Below are 23,658 nucleotides of genomic sequence, written 5' to 3'. Positions count from 1 at the left end.
AAAGAATTGCAGATACAGAAAAAGAAATTATGTCTATCTTTACAGCAGAAAAATAGATAAGAATATGGAATATATTGATATCAAAGGATATAAGTCTATAAAGGATCTCCATTTCGAGATAAAACCAATCAATATACTGATTGGGGCAAATGGAGCAGGAAAGAGTAATTTCATATCTTTTTTCAACTTTCTCAAAACAGCGTTCGATGGGGAACTGAAATCGTATGTTGTAGGCAGAGGCATTGATACAATCCTGCACAATGGACGTAAGAAAACGCAAAACCTATTTTCGGAAATATCATTCGAAAAAGGTAAAAACAGGTATGAGTTTAATTTAAAAGTTGAAAACAAAACATTTGTTGTTCAATCTGAAAAACTATGGTCGCATAATAATGATAATGCTTGTGAAATAGCAGATGCCTCTACAGAGTTAAAGGCAAGACTGCACACGCGGCAAAGAGCTCTTAATATTAAAGCATATATGAGCGATTTAAAGGTGTACCATTTTCATGACACAGGTGTAAATTCGCCTTTCAATAACGATTGTAATCTCATTGACAATGAGGTTTTACAAAGCAAAGGAGGGAATTTAGCTGCGATATTGTACAGACTTAAGAATGAAGAAATAATCATCTACAATCGTATTGTTAAAGTAATCCAATCAGTTGCTCCTAATTTTAAAGATTTTGATCTGGCAGCCAAAGGGAGTTATATAAATCTAACTTGGCGAGATAAGTACAGCGAAAGTTTGTATGGAGCAACCGACCTTTCTGATGGTACCATTCGCTTTATTGCGTTGGTAACCTTATTCTTGCAGCCCAATCCTCCAGCAGTAATTATTATAGATGAGCCCGAATTAGGATTGCACCCATTTGCCATTAATAAGCTGGCGGGGTTGGTTAAGTCGGTAACCGAACGTGGTACGCAGGTTATTCTTTCCACACAATCGGTAGAACTGGTAAATAACTTTGCTCCGAATGATATTGTTACGGTGGATAATATAAATGGTGTATCTACTTTCAATCGATTAAACGAACAGCAGCTATCGCAATGGTTAGAAGATTATGCTGTAGGAGATCTGTGGCGGCAAAACTTACTGAATAGCGGTTTCCCTAATAAATAAGGCTGAAATAATGAAGAGATTAATAATAGTTTGTGAAGGAGAAACCGAGCAGGAGTTTTGTAAAGATGTGTTACAAGATCACTTCTTAAAGAAAGATATTCAGATAGCTTATCCTACCATTAAAAAAACGTATGGAGGTATTGCAAAGTGGAATACATTAAAAAAGCAGATAGAGAACCACTTGAAACAAGAAAAAGATGCATATGTAACCACTCTGATAGATTTTTATGCCTTACCATCTGATTATCCAAATTACAGTAAAGATAATATAGACATTATAGAACAAGGTATGGGGGCAGATGTTTCCCCATTATTGAGTCATCGTTTTGTTCCTTATATTCAGCGACATGAGTTTGAATGTTTTATGTTCTGTTCAATGGATGTTTTGAAAAGGAATTTCAAACCCGAGGAAGCTAACTTCGCAGAACTTGAAAACATAGCACATACTTTTGCCACTAATATAGAAGATATTAACAATAGTCCCGAAACAGCCCCTTCAAAAAGATTATTGCAGTGCATAAATGGATATAACAAGGTAGTTTATGGTGCATGTCTTGCTTATGAAATAGGGCTAAATAAAATTAGAGAAAAGTGCCCGCGATTTGATAATTGGATAGATCGGTTGGAACAGATCTCAAAATCAGCTAAATGAAAAAGACAACAATCATATTAGGGCTATTTTTTCTTTTCTGTATAAACGCAACCGCACAAATAAAGGAAGATGTTAGCGAAATTTCGTTTTCCGTGCACGATATGGACGATGGGTTACATGCCTCCAAAATTGGTTTTTGCATTGCCGATTTAGATGAAGACGGCGTTTGCGATTCGTTAACGTATAATTTGGAAACTACTTCTCTAGTGTTATTGCTCTCTACTCGTAATTTTGAGCCTTTTATTGTAATCTATGAGAATATCGGAGATAGAACCACCATAACAGCCAGTAAAGGATGGTTTGGTATTACGGCCTCTCACATGAGATCTGTAACAGACGAAAGTTTTATTTACGATTCCAACAAAAAGCAATTCCGACTTGCATTTATCAGCCACGAAAACTATGGCAACGCACTAAACGATGGGAGTGGGAGGTGTTTTCTCGATTTGCTCGAAAGCAGATTTGAAGGTTATATGAGTTTTTACGACCCTGATAAAGAAGAATTAATTAGCACTCCAACTATCACTATGCATGTAAACAATGATCCTGTTTATCTTGACGATGAAGAATGGGTAATTCACATGCCCGAAGAAGATTACTTTCGAAAATATATATATAATTATGATAAAGATTAAAAATGAAGTAATTTACAAAGCCACGATGTCAAGGATCGAAGAATTATTGCCATTAGTAGATGATAATACCCCTGTAGATGATAAAAACCTTATTGAACTTGATTTATTATCTGCACTTGTTGAAGAGTATGAAGATGTACATTACCCATTAAACGTCCGTCATTGAATGCAATTGACAATTAATTGTGTAACCGTTTTGTGATGCAACATTGTTTTGCACCCGGTTTGTAAAGTAATGGCATAATTTATTTCCTTTCTGTTTTTAATGATTAATACTAATTTGTTTTCGCTTTCCTTTCTGTTGATCCACTAGCTTTATTGCTGATGCAAAAGTATTAACTATCATCTATCTGGAGAAATTTTATTTGATGTTCAGAATGACATTTCGGTCAATTGTCATTCTAAATATCAATTCGGCATTTTGTTGGCGATATGGGTGCGGGTAAAACTACGTAGTTTTCCGTGGCTTTCTACAGAGTTTTCTTTGGCTTTCTACAGAGCTTTCCACGGCGTTCTACAGAGTTTTCCACAGAAAACTACGTAGTTTTCCAAGCATTTTTCAGCACTGTGGTGAATCATACAAAATATAATTTTACATCATTTTAAATCCGAGTGTGTGTTAATAACTCACTAGAGTTATTATATAGTTTTTGTTTTAGTTTTTGTTTTGGTTTATTGCGCGTTCTTATATATAAAGACTTTGGTTGCCCTTTAGGTATACCTTTAGGTTGCCTTTTAGGTGTACTTTAATCTGCACTTTTAGGTGTGCTAAAAAGTGAGTCTACTACCTTTATCTCGTAATAAGTTTTAACACCTCTTCCTTTGCCTCCCGACTCAAAATTAATAAGCCCTACTTCGGTTAGTCTTTTTCTGGCAGTTTTCATCGATTTAATCGATACGCCCATATCGCTGGCTACCCTTTCGTCGCTTCGGTGCCAGCAATTTTTCCATCCTAGTCGGTTAGTAATCTTCAATAAGTAAAAATAAAGCCGGGTTTCTGCACAAGTAAATTGGTGGGCTTCATCGTATTTCCAAAATGTGTTGATTAGTTCAATGTAGTTCATTTCTGCTTAGTTTAGTTTGTTTATTAATCTGTTTATTACTAATGCAAATATCGCGATTTTAATCGAAATTAAGCATGGTGATTATTGTGTTTTTAAAGTCCGTTTATTTATGAAACTAATTGCAATTCATAAATATTCTATATAAATCGGATACCCTACAGCTTTTTTTAGTACTTTTACACGTTCTTGGCGAACCCCCTTTCTATTCGCCACTCTGAGACAGGAAAAAGAAAAAAACAATATATAATGAATCACAAATGGAATTATCTAACCATTACACCCGAACAGGAAGAAATAAGCCAAACGCTGGCCAGTGAAACAGGAATTAGTCCTGTTTTGGCGAGACTTTTAGTTAAGAGAGGCATAGAAACCTCTAGCGAAGCTAAAAAGTTTTTTCGCCCGCAATTACCTGACCTTCACGATCCGTTTCTGATGAACGATATGGATGTAGCTGTGGAGCGCCTGAACGAGGCAATGGGAAAGAAAGAACGTATTTTGGTTTATGGAGATTATGATGTAGACGGTACAACATCGGTAGCACTGGTCTACAAGTTTTTGCAACAATTCTATTCGAATATAGATTATTACATTCCCGACCGTTACGAAGAGGGATATGGAGTATCTATCAAAGGCATGGATTATGCTGTAGAAACCGATGTAAAGCTCATCATTGTACTGGATTGCGGCATAAAAGCCGTTGAAGAAATTACATACGCCAAAGAACGAGGAATTGATTTTATTATCTGCGACCACCACGTGCCCGATGAAGTATTACCACCGGCAGTGGCCATACTGAACCCCAAGCGAGAGGATAATACATATCCCTATGTACATCTATCGGGTTGTGGGGTAGGGTTTAAGTTTATGCAGGCCTTTGCCATTAATAACGGAATTGAGTTCCATAACCTCATTCCTTTGTTAGATTTGGTGGCTGTAAGTGTAGCATCGGATATTGTTCCTATTATGGGCGAAAACCGAATTCTTACACACCACGGACTGAAACAACTCAACAGTAACCCCAGTGTGGGCTTGAAAGCTATTATTGATATTTGCGGACTGACCGAAAAAGACATCACTGTTAGCGATATCGTGTTTAAAATAGGACCACGTATCAATGCCTCGGGACGTATACAGAACGGTAAGGAAGCTGTAGACTTGCTTATTGAGAAAGATTTTTCGCTGGCATTAGAAAAAGCCAATCAAATAAACCAGTACAACGAAACCCGCAAAGATCTGGATAAAAACATGACCGAGGAAGCCAACAACATTGTAACCGATCTTGAAGGTTTGGCCGATCGTCGTTCAATTGTTATTTACAACGAAAACTGGCATAAAGGTGTTATTGGTATTGTTGCCTCGCGGTTAACAGAGGTGTACTATCGCCCCGCTGTTGTGCTTACCCGTACCGATGATATGGCTACAGGCTCGGCACGTTCGGTTTCGGGTTTCGATGTTTACAAAGCCATTGAGCATTGCCGTGATTTGCTGGAAAACTTTGGCGGTCATACTTATGCCGCAGGGCTGTCTATGAAGGTTGAAAACGTACCCCTGTTTACCGAACGCTTTGAAGCATTTGTAGCCGAACATATTATGCCCGAACAAATGAGTCCGGTAATCGACATAGAAGCGGTAATCGATTTCAGGGATATCACCCCGAAATTTGTTTCCGACTTAAAGAAATTCAATCCATACGGCCCGGATAATAACAAACCCATTTTCTGCACCCATCACGTGTACGATTATGGTACCAGCAAAGTGGTAGGGCGCGACCAGGAGCACATTAAGCTTGAACTGGTTGATAACAAATCGAATAATGTAATGAATGGAATTGCTTTCGGGCAAAGTTCGCACGTGCGATATATAAAAACCAAACGTTCTTTCGATATTTGTTATACCATCGAAGAAAATACACACAAGCGAGGCGAAATTCAATTACAGATTGAAGATATCAAACCAACGGAATAAGTTGAGAGTTGAGAGTTGAGAGTTGAGAGTTACCATGCGGCATCGTAACTCTCAACTCTCAACTCTCAATTCTCAACTCTCAATTGTATGAAGGCAATACTCAAACAATACTGGGGATATGACTCTTTCCGGGATTTGCAGGAAGAAATAATCCAAAGCATAATAGACGGAAAAGATACCCTTGGGTTGATGCCAACGGGCGGCGGAAAATCAATTACTTTTCAGGTACCCGCATTGGCAAAAGAAGGTTTGTGTATTGTAGTAACTCCACTTATTGCCCTGATGAAAGACCAGGTGCAGAATCTGCGTAAACGCGGAATCAAGGCAGTTGCGGTATATTCGGGCATGAAGCGCCAGGAAATTATCATTGCCCTCGAAAACTGTATCTTTGGCAACTACAAGTTTCTTTATGTATCCCCCGAACGGTTGAATACGGAGATATTCCGCACAAAACTTCGTTCCATGAAGGTAAATATGATTACTGTCGACGAAAGTCACTGTATATCACAATGGGGGTATGATTTCCGTCCGGCCTATCTTCAAATATCCGAAATAAGAAAACTGCTTCCCGATGTTCCTGTACTGGCACTAACTGCTACCGCTACCCCTGAAGTGGTAAAAGATATACAAGAGAAACTTCATTTTGGGCAGGAGAATGTATTCCGCATGAGCTTTGAACGGAAGAATCTTGCCTATATTGTTCGTAATACCGAAAACAAAAATGGAGAGCTGTTAAGGATATTACAAAAAATGCCAGGCAGTGCTATTGTGTACGTTCGTAACCGCCGAAAAACCAAAGAGATAACTGAACTATTGCTGAACGAAGGGTTTACAGCCAACTTTTACCATGCCGGTATCAACAATGATATGAAAGACATCCGGCAAAGGCAGTGGCAAAGCGGCGAATGCCGTATCATTGTTGCTACCAATGCCTTCGGGATGGGAATTGACAAGCCCGATGTACGCGTAGTTATCCACATGGACCTGCCCGATTCGCCCGAGGCATACTTTCAGGAGGCAGGCCGTGCCGGACGCGATGGCTTGAAAGCGTATGCTATTATTTTGCACTCGCGCAACGATAAAGCAGCCCTGTATAGAAGAATTCCGGATACTTTCCCGGATCGAGACTACATCAAGCAACTTTATGAACACCTCAACTATTATTACCAGATGGCAATGGGCGATGGCTTGGGTTGCATATTCGATTTTAATCTTGAAGAATTCTGCTACAAGTTCAAGTATTTTCCCGTTCCGGCCGATAGTGCCCTGAAAATACTAACCCAAGCCGGATACATTGAATACACCGAAGAACAGGATAATGCTTCCCGTTTAATATTTGTTATCCGGCGCGATGAACTTTATCGCATAGGCGAAATGGGGAAGGAAGCCGAAACGCTTATTCAAGCAGTGTTGCGTTACTATACAGGTGTATTTACCGATTATGCTTATATCAACGAAGAGTCGTTATCCATCCGTACCGGAATGCCCCGTCAGCAGATATACGATTTACTAAAGATGCTATCTAAACGGCATATCATAGATTATATACCTCATAAAAAGACTCCCTTTATTATCTATACACGCGAACGGGTTGAACTGCGCCATCTTCAAATCACCCGGACCGTTTACGAGGAACGTAAAGAGAAATACGAAAAACGTATCAAGGCCATGGCCGATTATGTTACCTCCGAAAACAATTGCCGGAGCCGGATGCTGCTAAGCTATTTTGGAGAAACAAACGATCGTGATTGCGGTGTATGCGATGTTTGTATTGAGAAGAGAAAAAGCGGAATCTCTGTTTCGGATTTTACTAATTTGAAAGAAAAAATACTTCAACTACTAAAAGATACTCCGCTTACTTCTACCCAAATATCGGGGAAGCTTGAAGATAGTCAGGAAGATATTACCCGTACGCTTCAATATATGCTCGATGAGGGGATGGTGGTGTTGGAGGAGGGGAGGATAAAAAAAGGTTCCTAACTCGTAGGAACCCTCTCAAACTTGTCAAAGTTATGCTTCATGTAATTGAAGTAGATGTATCTATAAATCTATTTCCTATATTGTTTAGTGCTATTGCCAGTGTTTTCAATTCATCTTTGGTAAAAGTTAAAGGGCCATTAATTTTTTTATATAGCCATGTGCGATCTTTTCCAAAGTACTCTTTTGCAATATATGACAGGGAAATAACTTCTTGAATATCTTCCAGCTCTTTTTTTATATCACGATTTATTTTTTGCGATTTTTCTTTCCTTCTTTCACGCATTACTTCGCGCAGGTACTGACCAGCAATTTTTCTTTGTTCTATGGGAACAGAACTCATCAACTCTTTGAATTTTATATCATTCAATTGTTTCTCTTCTTCAGTTTTGGCAAGGCAAAACTCTTCGTAGCAAATTCTAATTGTTTCTTTCAAATTCTCCATAATCAACTGTTTAAAGTTTACGATGATGATTTGAAGTAGCCTCCCTCGAAAACCAGCCTTCGTTAAGAAGTTCTTCGTCTTCTTCAATTAACATGCTTTGACGGCACAAAGATAATCATCATTTGATGAATAAACAATTAAAAGGTTGCCTTTTTCATCAAATGATGATTATTCCACAAACTCCTTCCACAACCTCTCTGCCACATCTGTATGTATCAACTCATCAAAAACAAATATGCGATATTGCAGCCTCAGTTTTTCAGAAGGGTTTAGTGTATAAGCTTTCTTTTTAGTAGGCGAAAAGTTCCACATCATATCCCCTTTTCCTGCATTGACATTCTTGTCCCAAATACGTAGTGGCTCCGGGTGATTAAGATTCTTTGGATGCGACAGAATGAGTATACAGGCATCACCCTCATCAGCCTTTCCCTGAAAGAAAGCCCAGCGTGCATCTGTATTATCAGCATCTTTCTGCGTAAAGCCTTCGGAGGTCATAAAGTTGGCCCGGCCCGGTGTCCAGTCTTCGCGGGTGCGGATAACCAATCCGCCGTACCTGTAACATTCTAGTGTAATTGGGCTATTGGTGGCACATTGTATGGTGGTTGTATAGTCCATATAATAGCCGGGGAGTGATGATTTGCCGGTTTTAATTTCCAGGTTTTCAATCATGGCAGTTTGCTCGGCTAATGAGTCGGGGTAAACAACGTGGTCTAATACGGCACTAAAGCCAGTGTCCGAAATATTGGTAAACTCTCTGAAACGTACTGTTCCTTGTTTCTTAACTACATTCCAGAAATCAATTTCGTTACCTTCGAATGTAGTTTTGGTCCACGCATACCAAAGTCCATAATGGTGGTAATGGTCGGCAGGCGACAGATTGGTGAGGGTTTCGCCCCTTGTATTATTTACAGGGTGGAAAAACCCACTACGTTTATAAACATCTTTGGCTCCGGCAGGTGGGTACACTGTAGCATAATTATAGGCGAATAACGTTGTTTCGCCCAATTTGTATTCCAAGGTTTTGCCTGTATCTACATAACGAACAGAAGGTTGACAACCGGTTAACAGCAAAAGGAAAAGAGATGAGAATAATGTTGTTTTCATTTGAATTTAAAATGTGGTAAATACAAACTTAAATAAAAAACTCCGGTTTATATAGTTTTTTTATTATTTTTGTTCACTCAACTATAAATATTATACAATGGCTAATTTTTTCAAGTCTCTTTTTTCGGGAAAGAAGGAAGCAGGCAACGAGACCGGTAACGATAAAGCAGCAAAAAAGAACTTTGATATACTAAAGTACGATGGAATCCGTGCCCAACGAATGGGCAAAGTAGATTATGCTGTTAAGTGTTATACCAATGCTTTGGAGATTGAAGAAGATTTTGAAGTAATGGGATACCTGAGTCAGCTTTATATTCAAACAGAAGAATATAAGGAGGCCGAGGAACTATTATCAAAAATGATTGAAACAGAGCCCGAAGTGATAGCATCGTATCTTACTCTTTCCAATCTGTTGTTTATTCAGGAAAAATATCCTGAAATGATTCAGGTACTCGAAAAAGGTGTTGCCATAGAAGAGGGTAATGTAAACACCCACTACTTATTGGCCAAAGCTAAAAAGAGTTTGAATAAATATCAGGAGGCTGTAGAACATCTTACCCGTGCTATTACCCTTCAGGAAGATTTGATAGAACCATTCCTGATGCGTGCCGAAGTATATTTGGATATGAAACAATATGCCGATGGTTTGGCCGATATCGAAAAGGTACTTCAACTGCAAGATGAAGAAGAACATGCTTTGTTACTTCGCGGAAGAATTAATGACCTGACAGAGAAATACGAAGAGGCCGAGAAAGATTATTTGCAGGTAATAGCATTGAATCCTTTTCATGATCAGGCATTTATAAACCTTGCCCAACTTTATAACAAGCAAAATAAATATCAGGATGCTATTAAGTTATGCGATGAAGCAATAGACTTTAATTCGAATTCGGTAGCTTTGTATACCGAAAGGAGTGAAGCTAAATTAGCTATAGGCGATAAGGAAGGTGCTGATAATGATGCGCAAATAGCTACTCAACTTAATAATGCAGTAAACCAGAATACCAGCGAAGCTGGGATGAAGGAAGAAGAACCTAAAAACTCATTAGGATTACCGTTTTGAGAGTTTTGAGTAGTGAGTTTTGAGTTATGAGTAGTGAGTAATGAGTTAACCATGCGGCATCGTAAACTCAAAACTCACTACTCAAAACTCTAAACTCATTTGAATAATCCGCCAAGCTTTCCTAATAAACCGCCGCCGTCGTTATCTCCTTTTCCGGAGAACGATTCTATTAGGCCCTCTAAGCTGAATCCTTTTTCTTTTGGATCGTTAACTTTACCAGATATGGCGTTCATTACCAATGGTACTACTGCGCTCGAGATACCGGCAGCTATGGCTTTCGATAAACCAACCTTTTGCACCAATGCATTGGTCACTGTGTTTTCAATGCTACTGGTAATAGGGTTTTTCTGAGTAGATGAACTACCACCAAATAAGCTCATCAAGTCTCCTATATTGCTGAGCGAGAAATTTTGCTTTAAACCATCTGTTACTGCATCTGCTGTTGTTTCAATAGCTTGAGTTCTCTTTGCTTCTGGCACCTGACTGTTGCCTGTAATTGCACCGGATACGGTACCTTTCACCAATTCTAAAATGTTGTCTAACATAACTGTTTTGAGATTTAAAAATTTAATTTATACTAATAGTCGCATTATGCGTTGTTCTCTGCTTTGTATGGGTGTGTAAACCAAAATCTTGAACCTACACCCACTTCAGACTCTACTCCGATATTGCCTCCCAGATGTTCAACAATGCTTTTGCATATTGTTAACCCTAGTCCGGTTCCTTTTTGAGCTGTATTAAATTTGGCAAATCGTTCAAATACTTCGTTCAGGTTATCGGCCTTAATACCTGTTCCTGTATCTTTAACGTAAAACTCAATATAATTCTTGTTGGTTAGGTGATAGTTTAGTGTTATTTCACCCTCTGAAGTAAATTTTATAGCATTATTAATAAAGTTGGTAATAACCTGCGTTAGTCGTTTCTTGTCGCTGTCAATAATATATGCAGGAGCATTACGGTCGAAAACAATAGGTACTTTGGCGTTTCCATGCACTTCGTACGATCGTGTTATTTCGTAACAGAGGTCGTTTACATTAACAGGCTCTATCTTATAATCCAGCATATCTGCTTCGATTCTTGATAAATCCAGAATGTCCGAAATCAGTTGCAATAACAGTTTGTTGTTTTCCTGTACAATTTGGTTATACTCTTTGCGTTCTTCAGGGTTTTCGGTAATGGCCAGTAGTTCGGAAAATCCCACAATCGAGTTTAGTGGAGTACGTATTTCGTGGCTCATATTTGCCAGGAAGGCCGATTTTAACCTATCCAGGTTCTCTGCTTTTTCTTTGGCCAGGCGAAGCTCGTTTTCAATATGTTTCTGATGGGTAATATCAACACTGGTTATTACATGTGCCAATTGTCCGTCGGTCCACTCAAAAGCTGCGCTGAACACCCTGAACCATGATTTATCGAAAGGCCGTTGATAATCCCACGAATATGCTTTAGTTGGATTACCATTTTCGTCAATTAAGTGTGCTTTGGGGCAGTATTCGCATTCGCATGTTTTATCTTTATAAAGTGCTTTCCAGCATTTTTGCCCTTTAAAGTTGTTTTGTCCCCCATAGGGTGCAGCCATCGATTGGTTAACATACAACATATCATGATTATCGAATGAGTTCACATAAATGTCTACCCCCATGTTGTTCATGATGCTTTCCAGCGTTTTTCCGGTTCTTATATCTCTTTCGTTGTATTCGCGGATTGCAATTTCTTTGGTAAGTAATCCGGTAACTTTATTCAGTATATCTGTTTCTTCATCGTTCAGCCTTTCTTTTTCATTGTCGGCAAATCCAATAAACCCAATTGTTTTTCCATCCATATCTTTTGCATGGTGAATAAACAAGGAGTTAACCCGATAGAAATCGAGTACTTCGTGTTCAATGTTGTTGGCTGTACTACGGTTCCAAACCCAGAAAGGTGTTTTTTCTTTCATCACTGCGGTGTGCTGTTCGGACATCTCTTTGATCTCGAAACGTTTACGCAATGTGTTATTTTCGTTTCCGAAAGTTTCTTTTAAATAGAAAAAACGGAATCCGTCAGTTTGATAAACAAACCCACGTTTAAAATGAAAGAATGTACAAATGGACGACAAACACTCCTCTATTCTTTGTTGAAAAGGGGTGTCACTGTTTATTTGTTCAATGAAATGAAGCAAATAAGAGGTTAAGTCATTGCGGTTCACTGTATTCATATGACTAAAAAAACTGCTCACTCAATAAAACAATATATGTTTCTCAATTGTTCATCCTTATTTTGGGCGAAGATACATTTAAAAAAATAAAATCCAATGTTTTTTTAGTAATTTGCTGCTAAGCTGCATTTTCCTCTATATCCCCAGAAATAAAATAGGAAGATACTCTTTTAACTCTTTGCGCAATATTTTTAATGCTTGTTGTATGCGGTAGTCTACTGTTTTAGAAGAAACACCAAGAATTACAGCGATTTCATTATATGTTTTATGCTGAAATCTGTTCATCTCAAATGCTTCGCGATAGGTTTCGGGTAAGCGGGCCAATGCTTTTTCGATATTGCTCATTAGTTCTTCAACAATATAGATGTCTGGATCTTCGGCTTGTTCTTTCAGACTCTCGTGAATGTTGTATATGGCTTTGTAGTTGGTTTCGTTTCTCCTTATTAATGTAATGCACTTGCTTTTCACTGCCTTAAATAAGTAATTCTTGTGTAAAGACTCAATAATAGGTTGGTTTCTGTTTTCCCACAGCCACACCATAATGTCTTGTACCACCTCTTGTGCTTCTTCAAATCTCACAAACTCAGTGGCATAAGCACAAAGCATCGGATAATATTTCAGAAATAGTGTATCGAAAGAATTCTTATCACCCCGGGCTATGTTCCCGAAAAGAATATCGTCAGGTATGTTTGTGTTATATAGCATTAGACAACTAAAAAGAGTTATACGCAAAAATAGTATAAATTTTGTTTAGGAGGTTTTCTTTTTGGTGCGTTATTATATAAAACACAGTTAAGAATGAATAAATACGATATAAATGAGCATATACTACTGAATTACTTTTCGGGTTTACTAACCTTGCCCGAAAAGAAGGCGGTAGACGAATGGATTGACGAGTCCGAAGAAAACAAAAAACTGGCTCAGGATGTACATTATCTTTTTCTGGCTACCAATGCAATTGAACGAATTAATCGCATTGACTCCTATAAAGCCCTCGAAGATGTAAACCGGAAAATAAAAAGCAGGAAACAAATAGCATGGACAATATGGTTTCAGCGAGTTGCAGCAGTACTTTTACTGCCGCTAATAGGTATAACCCTTTATTTGTTATTGAAACCTCAGGAAGCTGTTGAAGATATAGAACTGAAAACAAATCCCGGAGTATATGCATTGGTAGCATTGCCCGATGGTAGTACCGCCTATCTTAACTCGATGTCGTCTTTAAAATACGCTTCGCGCTTTGAAGGAAATACCCGTGAAGTATATTTGGATGGCGAAGGTTATTTCTTGGTAAAACCCAATCCTTCTAAACCGTTTATTGTGAATACTCCCTTCAATCTGAAAGCCGAAGTTCTGGGAACCGAGTTCAACATAGAGGCCTATGGAAACTCTACGGAGGTTAAAACCTTGCTTGTATCCGGATCGGTTAGGCTACATTATAATGATGAAAACCGAAAGGAACAATTCTACACTTTGCAGCCCGAAGAAGAATTTAACTATCTGGTAAAATCGGCAACTTATGCACTAAACCACCCTTATATACCTACCCAGATAGCATGGAAAGATGGGCGGGTGGTGTTGAAAAATACTTCTCTGGAAGAAACTCTGAAAATATTAAGTAAGCGATTCAATGTAGAGTTCATTGTGAAAAACACCAAACTGTACGACAACAGTTTTACCTATACATCCGAGGAACAGCACTTGTTGTTCTACCTCAATGCCTTTATGTTAACCGGTATTCAATACCGTTTTATTGAGTCTGAAAAAAGTTCGTCCGAAGATTTAACGCCCAAATCTGTTGTAGAGCTTTACTAATAACCTTATGTTAAACCCCAAGTCAAAGACCATGAAGAAAAAGAAACCCACATGAACAAAAAAAACATACGGAAAGATATTGGCGTATCTATCCGTATGAAACGTAGTCAGAATACTTGTTTGGCGACAAGTAAAAAGAAAACATAGTTTTTTAATTTACCCACTACAAATTTATGACAAATAATTATTGTATCCAACTTTTCAGGTGGATGAGTCTGCCATTTATTGTCTTCAAAAAAATCCCATTGCGTATGAAGTTATCTATTTTCGTTTTATGCGTATGCATAGGAGTAACGTATGCCACCGGAAGTTACAGTCAGTCTACTGTACTATCGCTTGATGTGCGAAACCAAACTGTACAAGATGTACTGGACAAAATTGAGGCACAAACCGAATTTCGTTTCTTTTATAACAATAAGCAGGTCGATATTTCGCGACAGGTATCATTGAAAGCACAGAATGAAAATGTATTCTTGGTATTAGATGAATTGTTTAAGGAAACAGATGTAGCCTATAAAGTGATTGATCGAAGCATCATTTTATCGCAAGAAGAACTAATAGCAGGTGCCATAAAACAACAAAATATATTGAATATAACAGGAAAGATAACCGACCAGTATGGCGATCCTGTTATTGGGGCCAATATTTTGCAGGCAGGTTCTACCAACGGTACTATCACCGATTTGGATGGACGCTTTAAGCTGGCTGTTCCTGCAAATTCAACATTAATAATTACGTATATTGGTTATCTAACACAGGAAGTTGCAGTTGGAAACAAAACCGTATTCAACATTCAGCTGAAAGAAGATGCCAAAACACTTGACGAAGTTGTTGTTACTGCCTTGGGTATAAAACGTGAAGAAAAAGCCCTGGGATATGCCGTGCAACGCGTAAGCGGTGATAAATTACCACTTGCCAAAACGGTTGATGTAGCAACAGGACTAACAGGTAAAATTGCAGGATTGAACATACAAAACAGTACAGAGTTCAATCAGGAGCCCAATATATTACTGCGTGGGCAAACTCCATTGATTATTGTTGATGGTATTCCTTACGAAAACGTAGGTATCAATGCCGTAGCTGCCGACGATATTGAATCTATTGATGTATTAAAAGGAGCTACAGCCTCGGCTTTGTATGGTGCAAAAGGTAGTACGGGAGCCATTATGATTACAACCAAAAAAGGAACGAAGGAAGAAGGTTTGAACATTCAGATAAACAGTAACACCATGTTCTTCTCCGGTTATCTGGCATTTCCCGAAGTGCAATCAGGCTATAGCCGTGGTTATGGTGGAAAGTACAACGATGACTATGTTTGGGGCGATAAACTCGACATCGGACGCACTGCCTTGCAGTGGGACCCTTACACCTACGAGTGGCGCGAACAGGAACTTACTTCGAAAGGGAAGAACAATTTCAAAAACTTCCTGCAGTTCAGTATGGTTACAAACAACAACGTAAACATTTCGCAGAAAGGAAAATACGGGTCGTTCCGGGCATCTCTTACACATGTGTACGACAGAGGACAATTCCCCAATCAAGACCTGAACAAGTTTACTTTCCTGGTAGGTGGCGAAATGAGTTGGGGTAAGTTTAAGATGGATGCTTCGGCTTCGTACAATAAACGTAAATCGTCGAACGAGAATGGAGTAGGTAAATACTCGTCCAGCTATATTTACGATATGGTGATTTGGGGAGGTTCCGAGTACGATGTACGCGAATACCGGGATTACTGGATAAAAGGAAAAGAAGGTGTTATGCAGAACTGGTACGATAAATCGTGGTACGACAACCCTTGGTTTAAAGCCTACGAAGTAGTTGATGCCTATGATGTAGACCTGATGAATGCCATGTTGAATGGTACATATGAAGTAACTCCCTGGCTGAAAGCGATGGTACGTGGCGGACTCGATTTTTACTCCAAACGCAATGAATGGCGCAATGCCATAAGTGCAAACCAAGCATGGGATAAGAAAGGTTTTTATGGAGTAAGCAGAAACTCAGAGTTCAGTATAAATACCGATGCCATGTTGATGGCAGATAAAACCTGGGGTAAATTCAATCTGAATGTATTGGCAGGAGGAAACATTTATTATTTCTTTAACGATAATATGCGTAGTACCACCGCAGGCGGATTGTCTATACCAGAATTCTACTCGCTTAATGCTTCCATAGACCCCGTAAAAGCAAGTAGCGGATTGTGGCGTAAACAAGCAAACAGCCTTTATGGTAAAGCATCGTTATCGTGGGCAAGCACCTACTTTCTTGATATTACCGGAAGAAACGACTGGGTATCTACCCTACGCAAAGACGAACGTTCCTATTTCTATCCTTCTGTTTCGGGCAGTATTATTTTATCCGAAATATTGAAACTACCCGATTGGTGGGATTTCCTGAAAGCCAGAGGTTCGTGGACCGCAACCAAACAAGCAGCAGGTATTTATGCAAATAACAATGTATATTCCGTGTCAACCAATAAGTGGGATGGCATGACAGCTGCTTACTCGCCATCTAGTTTGATTGGTGGAATTGTACGGCCTAAGAAATCGACCATGTGGGAAGTAGGTTTGGCAACCCATCTGTTTAGCAACCGTTTGTACGTTGACCTGGCTTATTACAGGAAAATTGAGTCCGACTTTATTATTGAAGGCGGTGTAAGTGACGCCACAGGTTATAGCTCGGTTCAAACAAACTTCAAGGAGAAACGCCAACGTACCGGATTTGAAGTTACTGTGGGTGGAACGCCTATAAAGACCAGAGATTTCAGTTGGGATATTCTTACCAACTGGGGACACGACAAATATGAATACCTTGAAATAGACCCGGAATACTCTACCAAGAAGCCTTGGGTGAAGAAAGGAGAAAACTGGAACTGGATTGCCGTATACGATTGGGAACGCGATCCGCAAGGAAACATTATTCATAACGGAGGTATACCGGTTAGACAAGAATTTCAAACCAAAGTAGGTAACACCACTCCCGATTTGGTTTGGGGTATCAGCAACACACTGCGTTATAAACAATTTACGTTGGACTTCTCTATCGACGGACGAATCGGTGGTATATCTTATTCGCGTACGCACCAGATGCTTTGGAATACCGGAGCACACATCAAATCGGATAATATCTATCGTTACGACGAGGTAGTAAACGGCAAACAAACGTTCATAGGGCAGGGCGTAAAAGTAGTATCGGGCAGCGTTGAGTACGATACAGATGGAAAGATACTGAAAGATACCCGTGAGTTTGCTCCTAATGATGTAGTAGTTTCGTACGAAGCATACATCAGCAAATACCACGACGCACACAATCGTCCGGCCCGGCAGAATTACCTGCGCGAAACATTCTTTAAAATCAGGAATCTGTCACTGACGTATGAATTACCAGCTTCATTCTGTCGTAAACTATCAATGAAAAATGCTTATGTAGGTTTCACAGCACAAAATTTATTCTATTGGGGACGTGATTATAAGTATGCCGACCCCGACAAGGGTGGTGACTCAAGTGGTCATGAAAACCTGAATTCGCCATCTCAGCGCTATATGGGATTTAATGTTAAAGTAAACTTCTAACCTTTTTATATATATGAAACCACTGATAAATAAATTTATAGTTATCCTTACGGCAAGTATGTTGATTACAGCGGGGTGTACTTCATCTTTCGATGATCTGAATACTAATCCGGATAAAACAACACAAGTGCGTTCGTCTATGTTGGCAACAGGGTTGTTACTTAGTGTTGTACAAAATGCGCATTACTGGAAAAACGATGTGTTTGTTAAACGTATGTTTTGGGGCGAACAGATTGACGACCTGCAATATAACAAAGTGGGGCGGGGCAGTTTTGGCTGGATAAGACAACTTACCGATGCCCAAAGAATGGTTGAACTGGCTCCCGAAGGACAGGAAAACGCTTATACGGGTCTTTTTTATTACCTAAAGGGATGGACCTTTTATAAGGTAACCATGGATATGGGTGATGTGCCTTACTCGCAAACATTGCATATTAATGAATACAAATATCCTGTATACGATGCCCAGAAAGATGTATTTAAAGGCATACTGGATGATTTGGAAAAGGCCGACGAGTATTTTAGCAAAGCAACCACTGCTATTGAAGGCGATCCGTACTACGATGGCGATGTAAAGCTATGGCGGAAAGCCACCAATGTGTTACGGTTAAAGGTATTAATGGCACTTCAAAAACGGGCAGAAGATACACCGGACTTAAAGGTGAAAGAAACATTTGCCAAAATAGTTTCGGAAGGAAATCTTTTTAAAAGCAATGCCGATAACCTGCAAGTGGTTTACTCGGATGTAGATAACCAGAAAAATCCCTACCACGAAACCGAAACCCGGAGTATTAATGTGTTTGCAGGAACCACTATGCTTATTGATCCTTTAAAGGAATTTGAAGATTATCGTCTTTTTTACTATCTTGCTCCGGCACAGGCCATGACAGATCCTTTATACCTCCCCGAAGGGCAGGAGTTGCTTCAACCCAGTGATTGGAGGGCTTATAACGGACTTAACGTGGCCGGAGTATTCGATGTGGAAAAGAAGAAAATAACCGAGCGTATGCACAATCGGCCTAACAATGTTTATAGAGTAAGTTATGCAGGTGTTCCCTGTATTTCTTTGGGATATGCCAATATGAACTTTGTGCTTGCCGAAGCTGCAGAGCGGGGTTGGATTACAGGATCGGCCAAAGAGTATTACGAAGAAGGTATCCGTGCCTCGTTCCAATATGTACGCGCCACTGTTCCTGCCGAGTATAATAATGGTGTTGAAATAACCGATGCATACATTGAATCTTACCTCAATGCTGATAAAACCGCATATAACACAACCGGAACTTCAACAGATCGTTTGCACCAAATATGGTTACAAAACTATCTGGCTGGTTATTTCCACATGAATGGTGATACATATTATGAGTATCGGCGTACAGGCTATCCGGAATGGCCAATCAACCCGGACACCAACCGGAATTCGGATAATAAAAAGATACCTATGCGCTATTTGTATCCCGAACGCGAAAACAGTTATAACAAAGATGCGTTTCTGAATGCCTTGAATAGCCAATGGGATGGCCGAGACGATACAAACCATATTATGTGGGTATTGAAATAATTACTAACTACTGATTTTATGAAAAAAACATTCCTTATTCTTATTTCACTGGCCATCTGCTGCAAGTTTTCTGCCCAGATACAGCCCGTCATGGTAGAGTTGACCGATCCGAAATCGTTCTCCATGATTGTAATCCCTGATCCTCAGAGTTATACCAAGTTCGATGTGAATCAACCTATATTTGATTTAATGACAGCATGGACAGCTAATAACCTGAAAAGATTGTGTGTTAAAACTGTACTTTGTACAGGCGACTTGGTGGAACAAAATGAAATTCGAATACCGGATGGTGTGAATGGCAACCAAACCAGCGAAGAGCAATGGCAGGCGGCATCGCGTGCTTTCGAAAAGTTGGATAATAAAACGCCCTATGTGTTATGCACAGGTAATCACGACTATGGATATGAAAAAGCCGAAAACCGTTTGACCCGTTTCCCACACTATTTTCCATCGGAACGTAATTCGTGTTGGAGGCAAACATTGGTATCGGTAGCACAAGATTCGAATGGAGTGCCTACATTGGAAAACGCTGCCTACGAGTTTGATACCGATACATGGGGAAAACTATTGGTTGTATCCATTGAGTTTGCACCTCGCAACGAGGCTTTGGAATGGGCAAACAGAGTGATTAACTCAAAAAAGTATCAGGACCACAAGGTGTTGATTCTTACCCATTCGTACCTTGATGGTGATGGCACTATCTATGAAAAAGAAGGGTATAAAGTATCGCCTGCCAATTATGGAAAAGCCATTTGGGACAGAGTGATTTACCCATCGAAGAATGTGTTTATGCTTGTTTGCGGGCATGCCTGCGAAATTGCTCCGCACAAAGATAATGTAGCCTTTCGGATGGATAAAAACGCTTCCGGAAAGAATGTTGCCCAGATGATGTTTAATGCTCAAACGGCTGATGGTAAATGGCACGGTAACGGTGGTGATGGATGGCTGAGAATCCTTGAGTTTATGCCTGATGGCAAAACAATAAAAGTAAAAACATTCTCACCTCTGTTTGCTATCTCACCAACTACTGCCGATAAAGCATGGAGAACAGAATCGTACGATCAGTTTGATATTGTAATTGATTGACCCCTTTTCATCCCGGTAGGATAAAGCCTTTGTCCTACCGGGATGACCTGTTGGAAAAGCAACTTTGGTAGTATCCATCCGGAAATATTCATTCCTTAAACTATCCGGTAACGATGATTTGGGTCTTCGAATAGGTTGTTTCAGGTCGCTACCAACAATTTCGTTAATACTCTTTCTAAGTTTCTGCCCCATTTCCTCCCTAACATTGATAGTTTCGGTTAGTTGCTTTTCGCGGGCAACAGTAAAAAGGTCTTTGTATTTAGCTTTTGCCAAACGAATTTTCATATCGTCGGCATTACCGGTAATGTTTAAACCCAGCTTAAATGGCAAAGGCGATTTTAGTACGGTTATGTGGTAATTGAATGATAAGTCGAGGTTTTGTAGCCCACCCACACCAGCACTATACCTGTCGATAGATACTTGGAAGGGGAAAATCATTAACTTCTCATCTTCCATAATCATTTCTACCGAGATGCTGTCAATAACATTGCGCTTCTTGTTTTTAAACATCAAAGTTTTCGATATCTCCGAAAAGGTTTCACCATCCAGCAGAACCATGTCTTTACCATGCAAATAACACGAAGCCGTTGTTCGAGGTAAAAGTACATTCATCACAGAATCGAGTTCGGTAACGGCGGTCATCTCACAATCAACTACTCCCTCGAACGAGCGAAGCATGGGTGCCAGTTCGTCAATCATAGGAACAGCCTGAATAAGTTCTTTAATATCCATTTGTGTGATATTTACATCCATTCCAACATGTGCACCCTCACTGTTGGCTGCCTTATATACCATGGTCATGGTTGCTTTACCAATATCCGAACTTAAACTGAAACGGGGCAACTGAATTGCCTGATCGCGCAAGATAATCCGGCCCATAGCATTCCGGATATGGATATCAGAGAACTTAGCATTCTGTATGCGCGAGTTAAATTCAATATCCAGATTACGGGGAACAACAAAAATAGCCGATTGAACTGTATCAACATTGATAGGTATTGCCTTCGATTCATCAAGAACAGTGGCCGAGATCGAATCTTTCTCTATCGAAGATTTAGAAGAATACTCCGAACCGGCAACCGCTGCCTTTATTAATTGGTTAAAGTCGATAGAGTCTCCCGTAAGTGTAAGTTTTGCTGCAACTTTGCCATTAAACAATAATGCCTGCCTTATGCCGTCGATGTCACCACTCAAGCTTAATGCCGAAGAACCAATTTGTAAATCAGCTTTCTCTATTTTCAGATTATTTGTAGTGAAGTTCATTTGCGACTCCATCACCCTGATGGGTAGCGGAAAGAGGGGTGTACGCAATCTCACGCTTGTGCATTTAAGATCTCCTGTAACATCCCAGTTTCTTAATAAGTCACGGGTTTCCTGCGATTCCAGTCGGAAAGAAAGATTCGCTTCGGGATTGAAATGTACTTTCCGTAAAGAATCTCTTTGCTCCCTGGTCATGCCGGCATAACGTTGCCGGTTGCTACTTATATTGGTTGTGTCGGTTGTAGTATTCGCTCTTCGGTTGTTCTGGGTTTGTAATTTGTTTAGTTTTAGCGACAGATTGGCGTTACGTATGCTTCCGCCAGTATCGGTGTATCGTGCGCCAACGGTATCCAGTGCAAAACGCAGACTTATTTCTGGTAAAGAAAGATTTCCTTTCGACGGAGCTATGCGTGCAAAAGCATTGGTGCGGAAACTTCGTAAACGTACCGAGTCGCCCATATTTAATTGCAGATTCCGTACCCGGGCAGTGGTAGTAACCGGAGCAATAGAGCTACTGTCTTTGGGTTCCGAGGTACTGAAAGATGAAGATACTTTACCTGCGCTGGCCTTTATCTCATCTTTCCAGTTTAAGTTTAAACTATCCATTGATACACTGCCGCGAAGAAGACTTTCGAGCAAACGGCCTCGAATACTATCGCGGGTATTGCTTCCGAATTTCATATCGGCATTGGTGGCATATAAAGAAAAGTTTTCTTTCAGATGATTAAAGAACAAACTCTTTATGTTGGCATTACCATTTATATTGATTTTACCTAGGTTGAACGATTGGATATCACTTAATAAACTTTTGGCCGAAAGATCAAAGTCGATCATTCCTCCCATCTTAATATCTTCCAAAAAAGAGTATGATTGTGATAACTGTGTAAAATCAATTATCGCTTTAGCCTGTGTATCAACAAACGGTTGGGTTAACAAATTGTTTAAACTACCTTTTACATGAATCTTTGACGAACCCGAGTTGGCCGAAAACTCATTCAGCTTGAACGTAGAAGATTGCTTACCCGAAAAGTCGATCAATGTTTCGAAGTTGAGCTTAATTTCCTCAGCAAACGGTTTATCCTTGTGTTTCTTTGGTGCAACCATTCCGTTGGCCAATTGAAAGGAGAGTGATAATGTAGGATATTGCTCCCTACTTAACAAACCGCTTATTTTCCCTGTCGACTGAATTTCTCCGTTGGCAACAATCTGGCTATTAATATCATTTATATGTGCAGGAACCATTTCAACAATATCCGATAGGGAAGATGCATTGAGTGTGAAGTCTATATTAACGTTGGCACCACGAACTACCGAATCGCGCACAATACTTCCTGCAGTTCTTAGTTTAAGAATCCCAAGGTTGATTGCTCCCCTGTCTAACGTCAGCGATTTGTTTATCCGGTCGTTATTCAGCTTGGTACGTATACTAACAGGCAGTTCTTTAGAATATGTTTGCCCCTGGTAGTAAGATGTTATTCCACTGGTGCGGAAAGCCAGATTTAAATTAGCACGATCTTTGGCCATGTTTCCATTTAGCTTCATCTGTACACTATCCATCAGTACAAACACGTCTTCGTGCAGGTCATCGTATGTTATCCGAATATCTTGTAGGTGTATATCCTTAATATTTAGTTCGGGCATATCAAAGGCTTTGTTTTCTTCGGGCTGTTGGGCAACCTCTTCCGATGGAATAACAATATCCCAGTTGGCTTTTCCATCGGCATTAACAAAAGCATAAACATCACCATTTTGAACCTCGAACTTGTGCAAAACAATTTTCCTATTAAAGATGAAAGCTACAGGGTTAAGCGAAACAGTTCCTTTTTCGAAAACCAATAATGTATCTGGTGCCGATGGCTGATGAATACTATCGGTAGATACAGAATGTACGATGCTACCGTTATTCATTTGTATTCCCAGATCGGGAAAGGTTGAAAAGAAGGTGATATCGATAGACTCGCAGTTAATTTCGGCATCCAGGTATTGATGGGCAACTTCTAATAATACCGGGGTTATTCGTTTGGGAGTTACAATTGTATTGAGAACTATACCTATAATAATAAGAAGAACAAGGAAGGTTGCCAGTATGCCTATCCCTATGCGTATAATAATCTTCTTTGTGCGATTACTGTTAGTAGCCATTGC

Annotated in this window: 18 protein-coding genes; 11 read left to right on the top strand and 7 right to left on the bottom strand. The window is 39.7% G+C overall.

All coding sequences use genetic code 11. The annotated features are described in order from the left end of the window. The first annotated feature begins 64 nt into the window (after positions 1-64). The 4 genes from D0T85_RS07255 to D0T85_RS07240 are packed head-to-tail and all read left to right on the top strand — an operon-like array spanning position 65 to position 2,576. On the top strand, positions 65-1,123 hold the full coding sequence (locus D0T85_RS07255; RefSeq protein ID WP_163211722.1) for an AAA family ATPase: 1,059 nt from the start codon (positions 65-67) through the stop codon (positions 1,121-1,123). A 10-nt stretch (positions 1,124-1,133) separates the two neighbouring features. Beyond that, the gene (locus D0T85_RS07250; RefSeq protein WP_163211720.1) at positions 1,134-1,775 is read left to right on the top strand and encodes a DUF4276 family protein; all 642 of its coding nucleotides are present in this window, start codon (positions 1,134-1,136) and stop codon (positions 1,773-1,775) included. Then, positions 1,772-2,410, top strand: a complete 639-nt coding sequence (locus tag D0T85_RS07245) for a hypothetical protein (RefSeq protein ID WP_163211718.1) — start codon at positions 1,772-1,774, stop codon at positions 2,408-2,410. Before D0T85_RS07250 ends, D0T85_RS07245 begins: the two co-directional genes overlap by 4 nt. 25 nt (positions 2,411-2,435) lie before the next feature. Next, positions 2,436-2,576, top strand: coding sequence for a hypothetical protein (locus tag D0T85_RS07240; protein ID WP_239060663.1), 141 nt, complete (start codon positions 2,436-2,438; stop codon positions 2,574-2,576). Between the two features lie 580 nt (positions 2,577-3,156). Here D0T85_RS07240 and D0T85_RS07235 read toward each other — a convergent pair. Further along, complete coding sequence (locus tag D0T85_RS07235; protein ID WP_163211714.1) at positions 3,157-3,474, bottom strand: hypothetical protein; 318 nt, start codon at positions 3,472-3,474, stop codon at positions 3,157-3,159. Between the two features lie 246 nt (positions 3,475-3,720). Between D0T85_RS07235 and recJ the strand changes: the two genes are divergently transcribed. Next, on the top strand, positions 3,721-5,439 hold the full coding sequence (recJ, locus tag D0T85_RS07230; protein WP_163211712.1) for a single-stranded-DNA-specific exonuclease RecJ: 1,719 nt from the start codon (positions 3,721-3,723) through the stop codon (positions 5,437-5,439). An 87-nt stretch (positions 5,440-5,526) separates the two neighbouring features. Next, the gene (locus tag D0T85_RS07225) at positions 5,527-7,419 is read left to right on the top strand and encodes an ATP-dependent DNA helicase RecQ (RefSeq protein WP_163211710.1); all 1,893 of its coding nucleotides are present in this window, start codon (positions 5,527-5,529) and stop codon (positions 7,417-7,419) included. Between the two features lie 37 nt (positions 7,420-7,456). On the opposite strand, the gene D0T85_RS07220 is transcribed toward D0T85_RS07225, so the two are convergent. Together D0T85_RS07220 and D0T85_RS07215 are read right to left on the bottom strand one after the other, a co-directional pair. Then, positions 7,457-7,861: a DUF5053 domain-containing protein gene (locus D0T85_RS07220; protein ID WP_163211708.1), complete on the bottom strand. Its 405-nt coding sequence runs from the start codon at positions 7,859-7,861 to the stop codon at positions 7,457-7,459. Positions 7,862-8,029: 168 nt separating this feature from the next. Further along, positions 8,030-8,965, bottom strand: a complete 936-nt coding sequence (locus D0T85_RS07215) for a PmoA family protein (RefSeq protein WP_163211706.1) — start codon at positions 8,963-8,965, stop codon at positions 8,030-8,032. Positions 8,966-9,062: 97 nt separating this feature from the next. Here D0T85_RS07215 and D0T85_RS07210 point away from each other — a divergent pair, with 97 nt between their 5' ends. Beyond that, complete coding sequence (locus D0T85_RS07210; RefSeq protein WP_163211704.1) at positions 9,063-10,028, top strand: lipopolysaccharide assembly protein LapB; 966 nt, start codon at positions 9,063-9,065, stop codon at positions 10,026-10,028. Positions 10,029-10,123: 95 nt separating this feature from the next. On the opposite strand, the gene D0T85_RS07205 is transcribed toward D0T85_RS07210, so the two are convergent. The 3 genes from D0T85_RS07205 to D0T85_RS07195 all read right to left on the bottom strand — a co-directional run bounded on the left by D0T85_RS07205 (position 10,124) and on the right by D0T85_RS07195 (position 12,924). After that, positions 10,124-10,573 carry a hypothetical protein gene (locus D0T85_RS07205; RefSeq protein WP_163211702.1) on the bottom strand — a complete coding sequence of 150 codons (450 nt, stop codon included), beginning with the start codon at positions 10,571-10,573 and terminating at the stop codon, positions 10,124-10,126. A gap of 44 nt (positions 10,574-10,617) precedes the next feature. Continuing rightward, complete coding sequence (locus D0T85_RS07200; protein WP_163211700.1) at positions 10,618-12,219, bottom strand: HAMP domain-containing sensor histidine kinase; 1,602 nt, start codon at positions 12,217-12,219, stop codon at positions 10,618-10,620. Between the two features lie 135 nt (positions 12,220-12,354). Then, the gene (locus tag D0T85_RS07195; RefSeq protein WP_163211698.1) at positions 12,355-12,924 is read right to left on the bottom strand and encodes an RNA polymerase sigma-70 factor; all 570 of its coding nucleotides are present in this window, start codon (positions 12,922-12,924) and stop codon (positions 12,355-12,357) included. A gap of 93 nt (positions 12,925-13,017) precedes the next feature. On the opposite strand from D0T85_RS07195, the gene D0T85_RS07190 reads away from it, so the two are divergent. The 4 genes from D0T85_RS07190 (at position 13,018) to D0T85_RS07175 (ending at position 20,253) form a co-directional block, all read left to right on the top strand. Then, positions 13,018-14,034, top strand: a complete 1,017-nt coding sequence (locus D0T85_RS07190; RefSeq protein WP_163211696.1) for a FecR family protein — start codon at positions 13,018-13,020, stop codon at positions 14,032-14,034. A 251-nt stretch (positions 14,035-14,285) separates the two neighbouring features. Further along, a complete protein-coding gene (locus D0T85_RS07185) occupies positions 14,286-17,606 on the top strand; it encodes a SusC/RagA family TonB-linked outer membrane protein (protein WP_203558429.1) in 3,321 nt (1,106 codons plus the stop codon). A 13-nt stretch (positions 17,607-17,619) separates the two neighbouring features. Continuing rightward, entirely contained in the window at positions 17,620-19,167 is a 1,548-nt protein-coding gene (locus tag D0T85_RS07180) for a SusD/RagB family nutrient-binding outer membrane lipoprotein (RefSeq protein ID WP_239060662.1), read from the top strand. A gap of 18 nt (positions 19,168-19,185) precedes the next feature. After that, positions 19,186-20,253: a metallophosphoesterase gene (locus D0T85_RS07175; RefSeq protein ID WP_163211692.1), complete on the top strand. Its 1,068-nt coding sequence runs from the start codon at positions 19,186-19,188 to the stop codon at positions 20,251-20,253. Here the strand turns inward: D0T85_RS07175 and D0T85_RS07170 are convergent. Next, a complete protein-coding gene (locus D0T85_RS07170; protein ID WP_163211690.1) occupies positions 20,185-23,655 on the bottom strand; it encodes a hypothetical protein in 3,471 nt (1,156 codons plus the stop codon). The two genes, D0T85_RS07175 and D0T85_RS07170, sit on opposite strands and share 69 nt — an antisense overlap. Between the last annotated feature and the right edge of the window lie 3 nt (positions 23,656-23,658).

Origin of the sequence: Bacteroides sp. 519 (assembly GCF_010500955.1) — a bacterium.
Lineage (GTDB): Bacteria > Bacteroidota > Bacteroidia > Bacteroidales > Bacteroidaceae > Bacteroides.
This window is presented reverse-complemented; position numbering and strand designations above follow the sequence as displayed.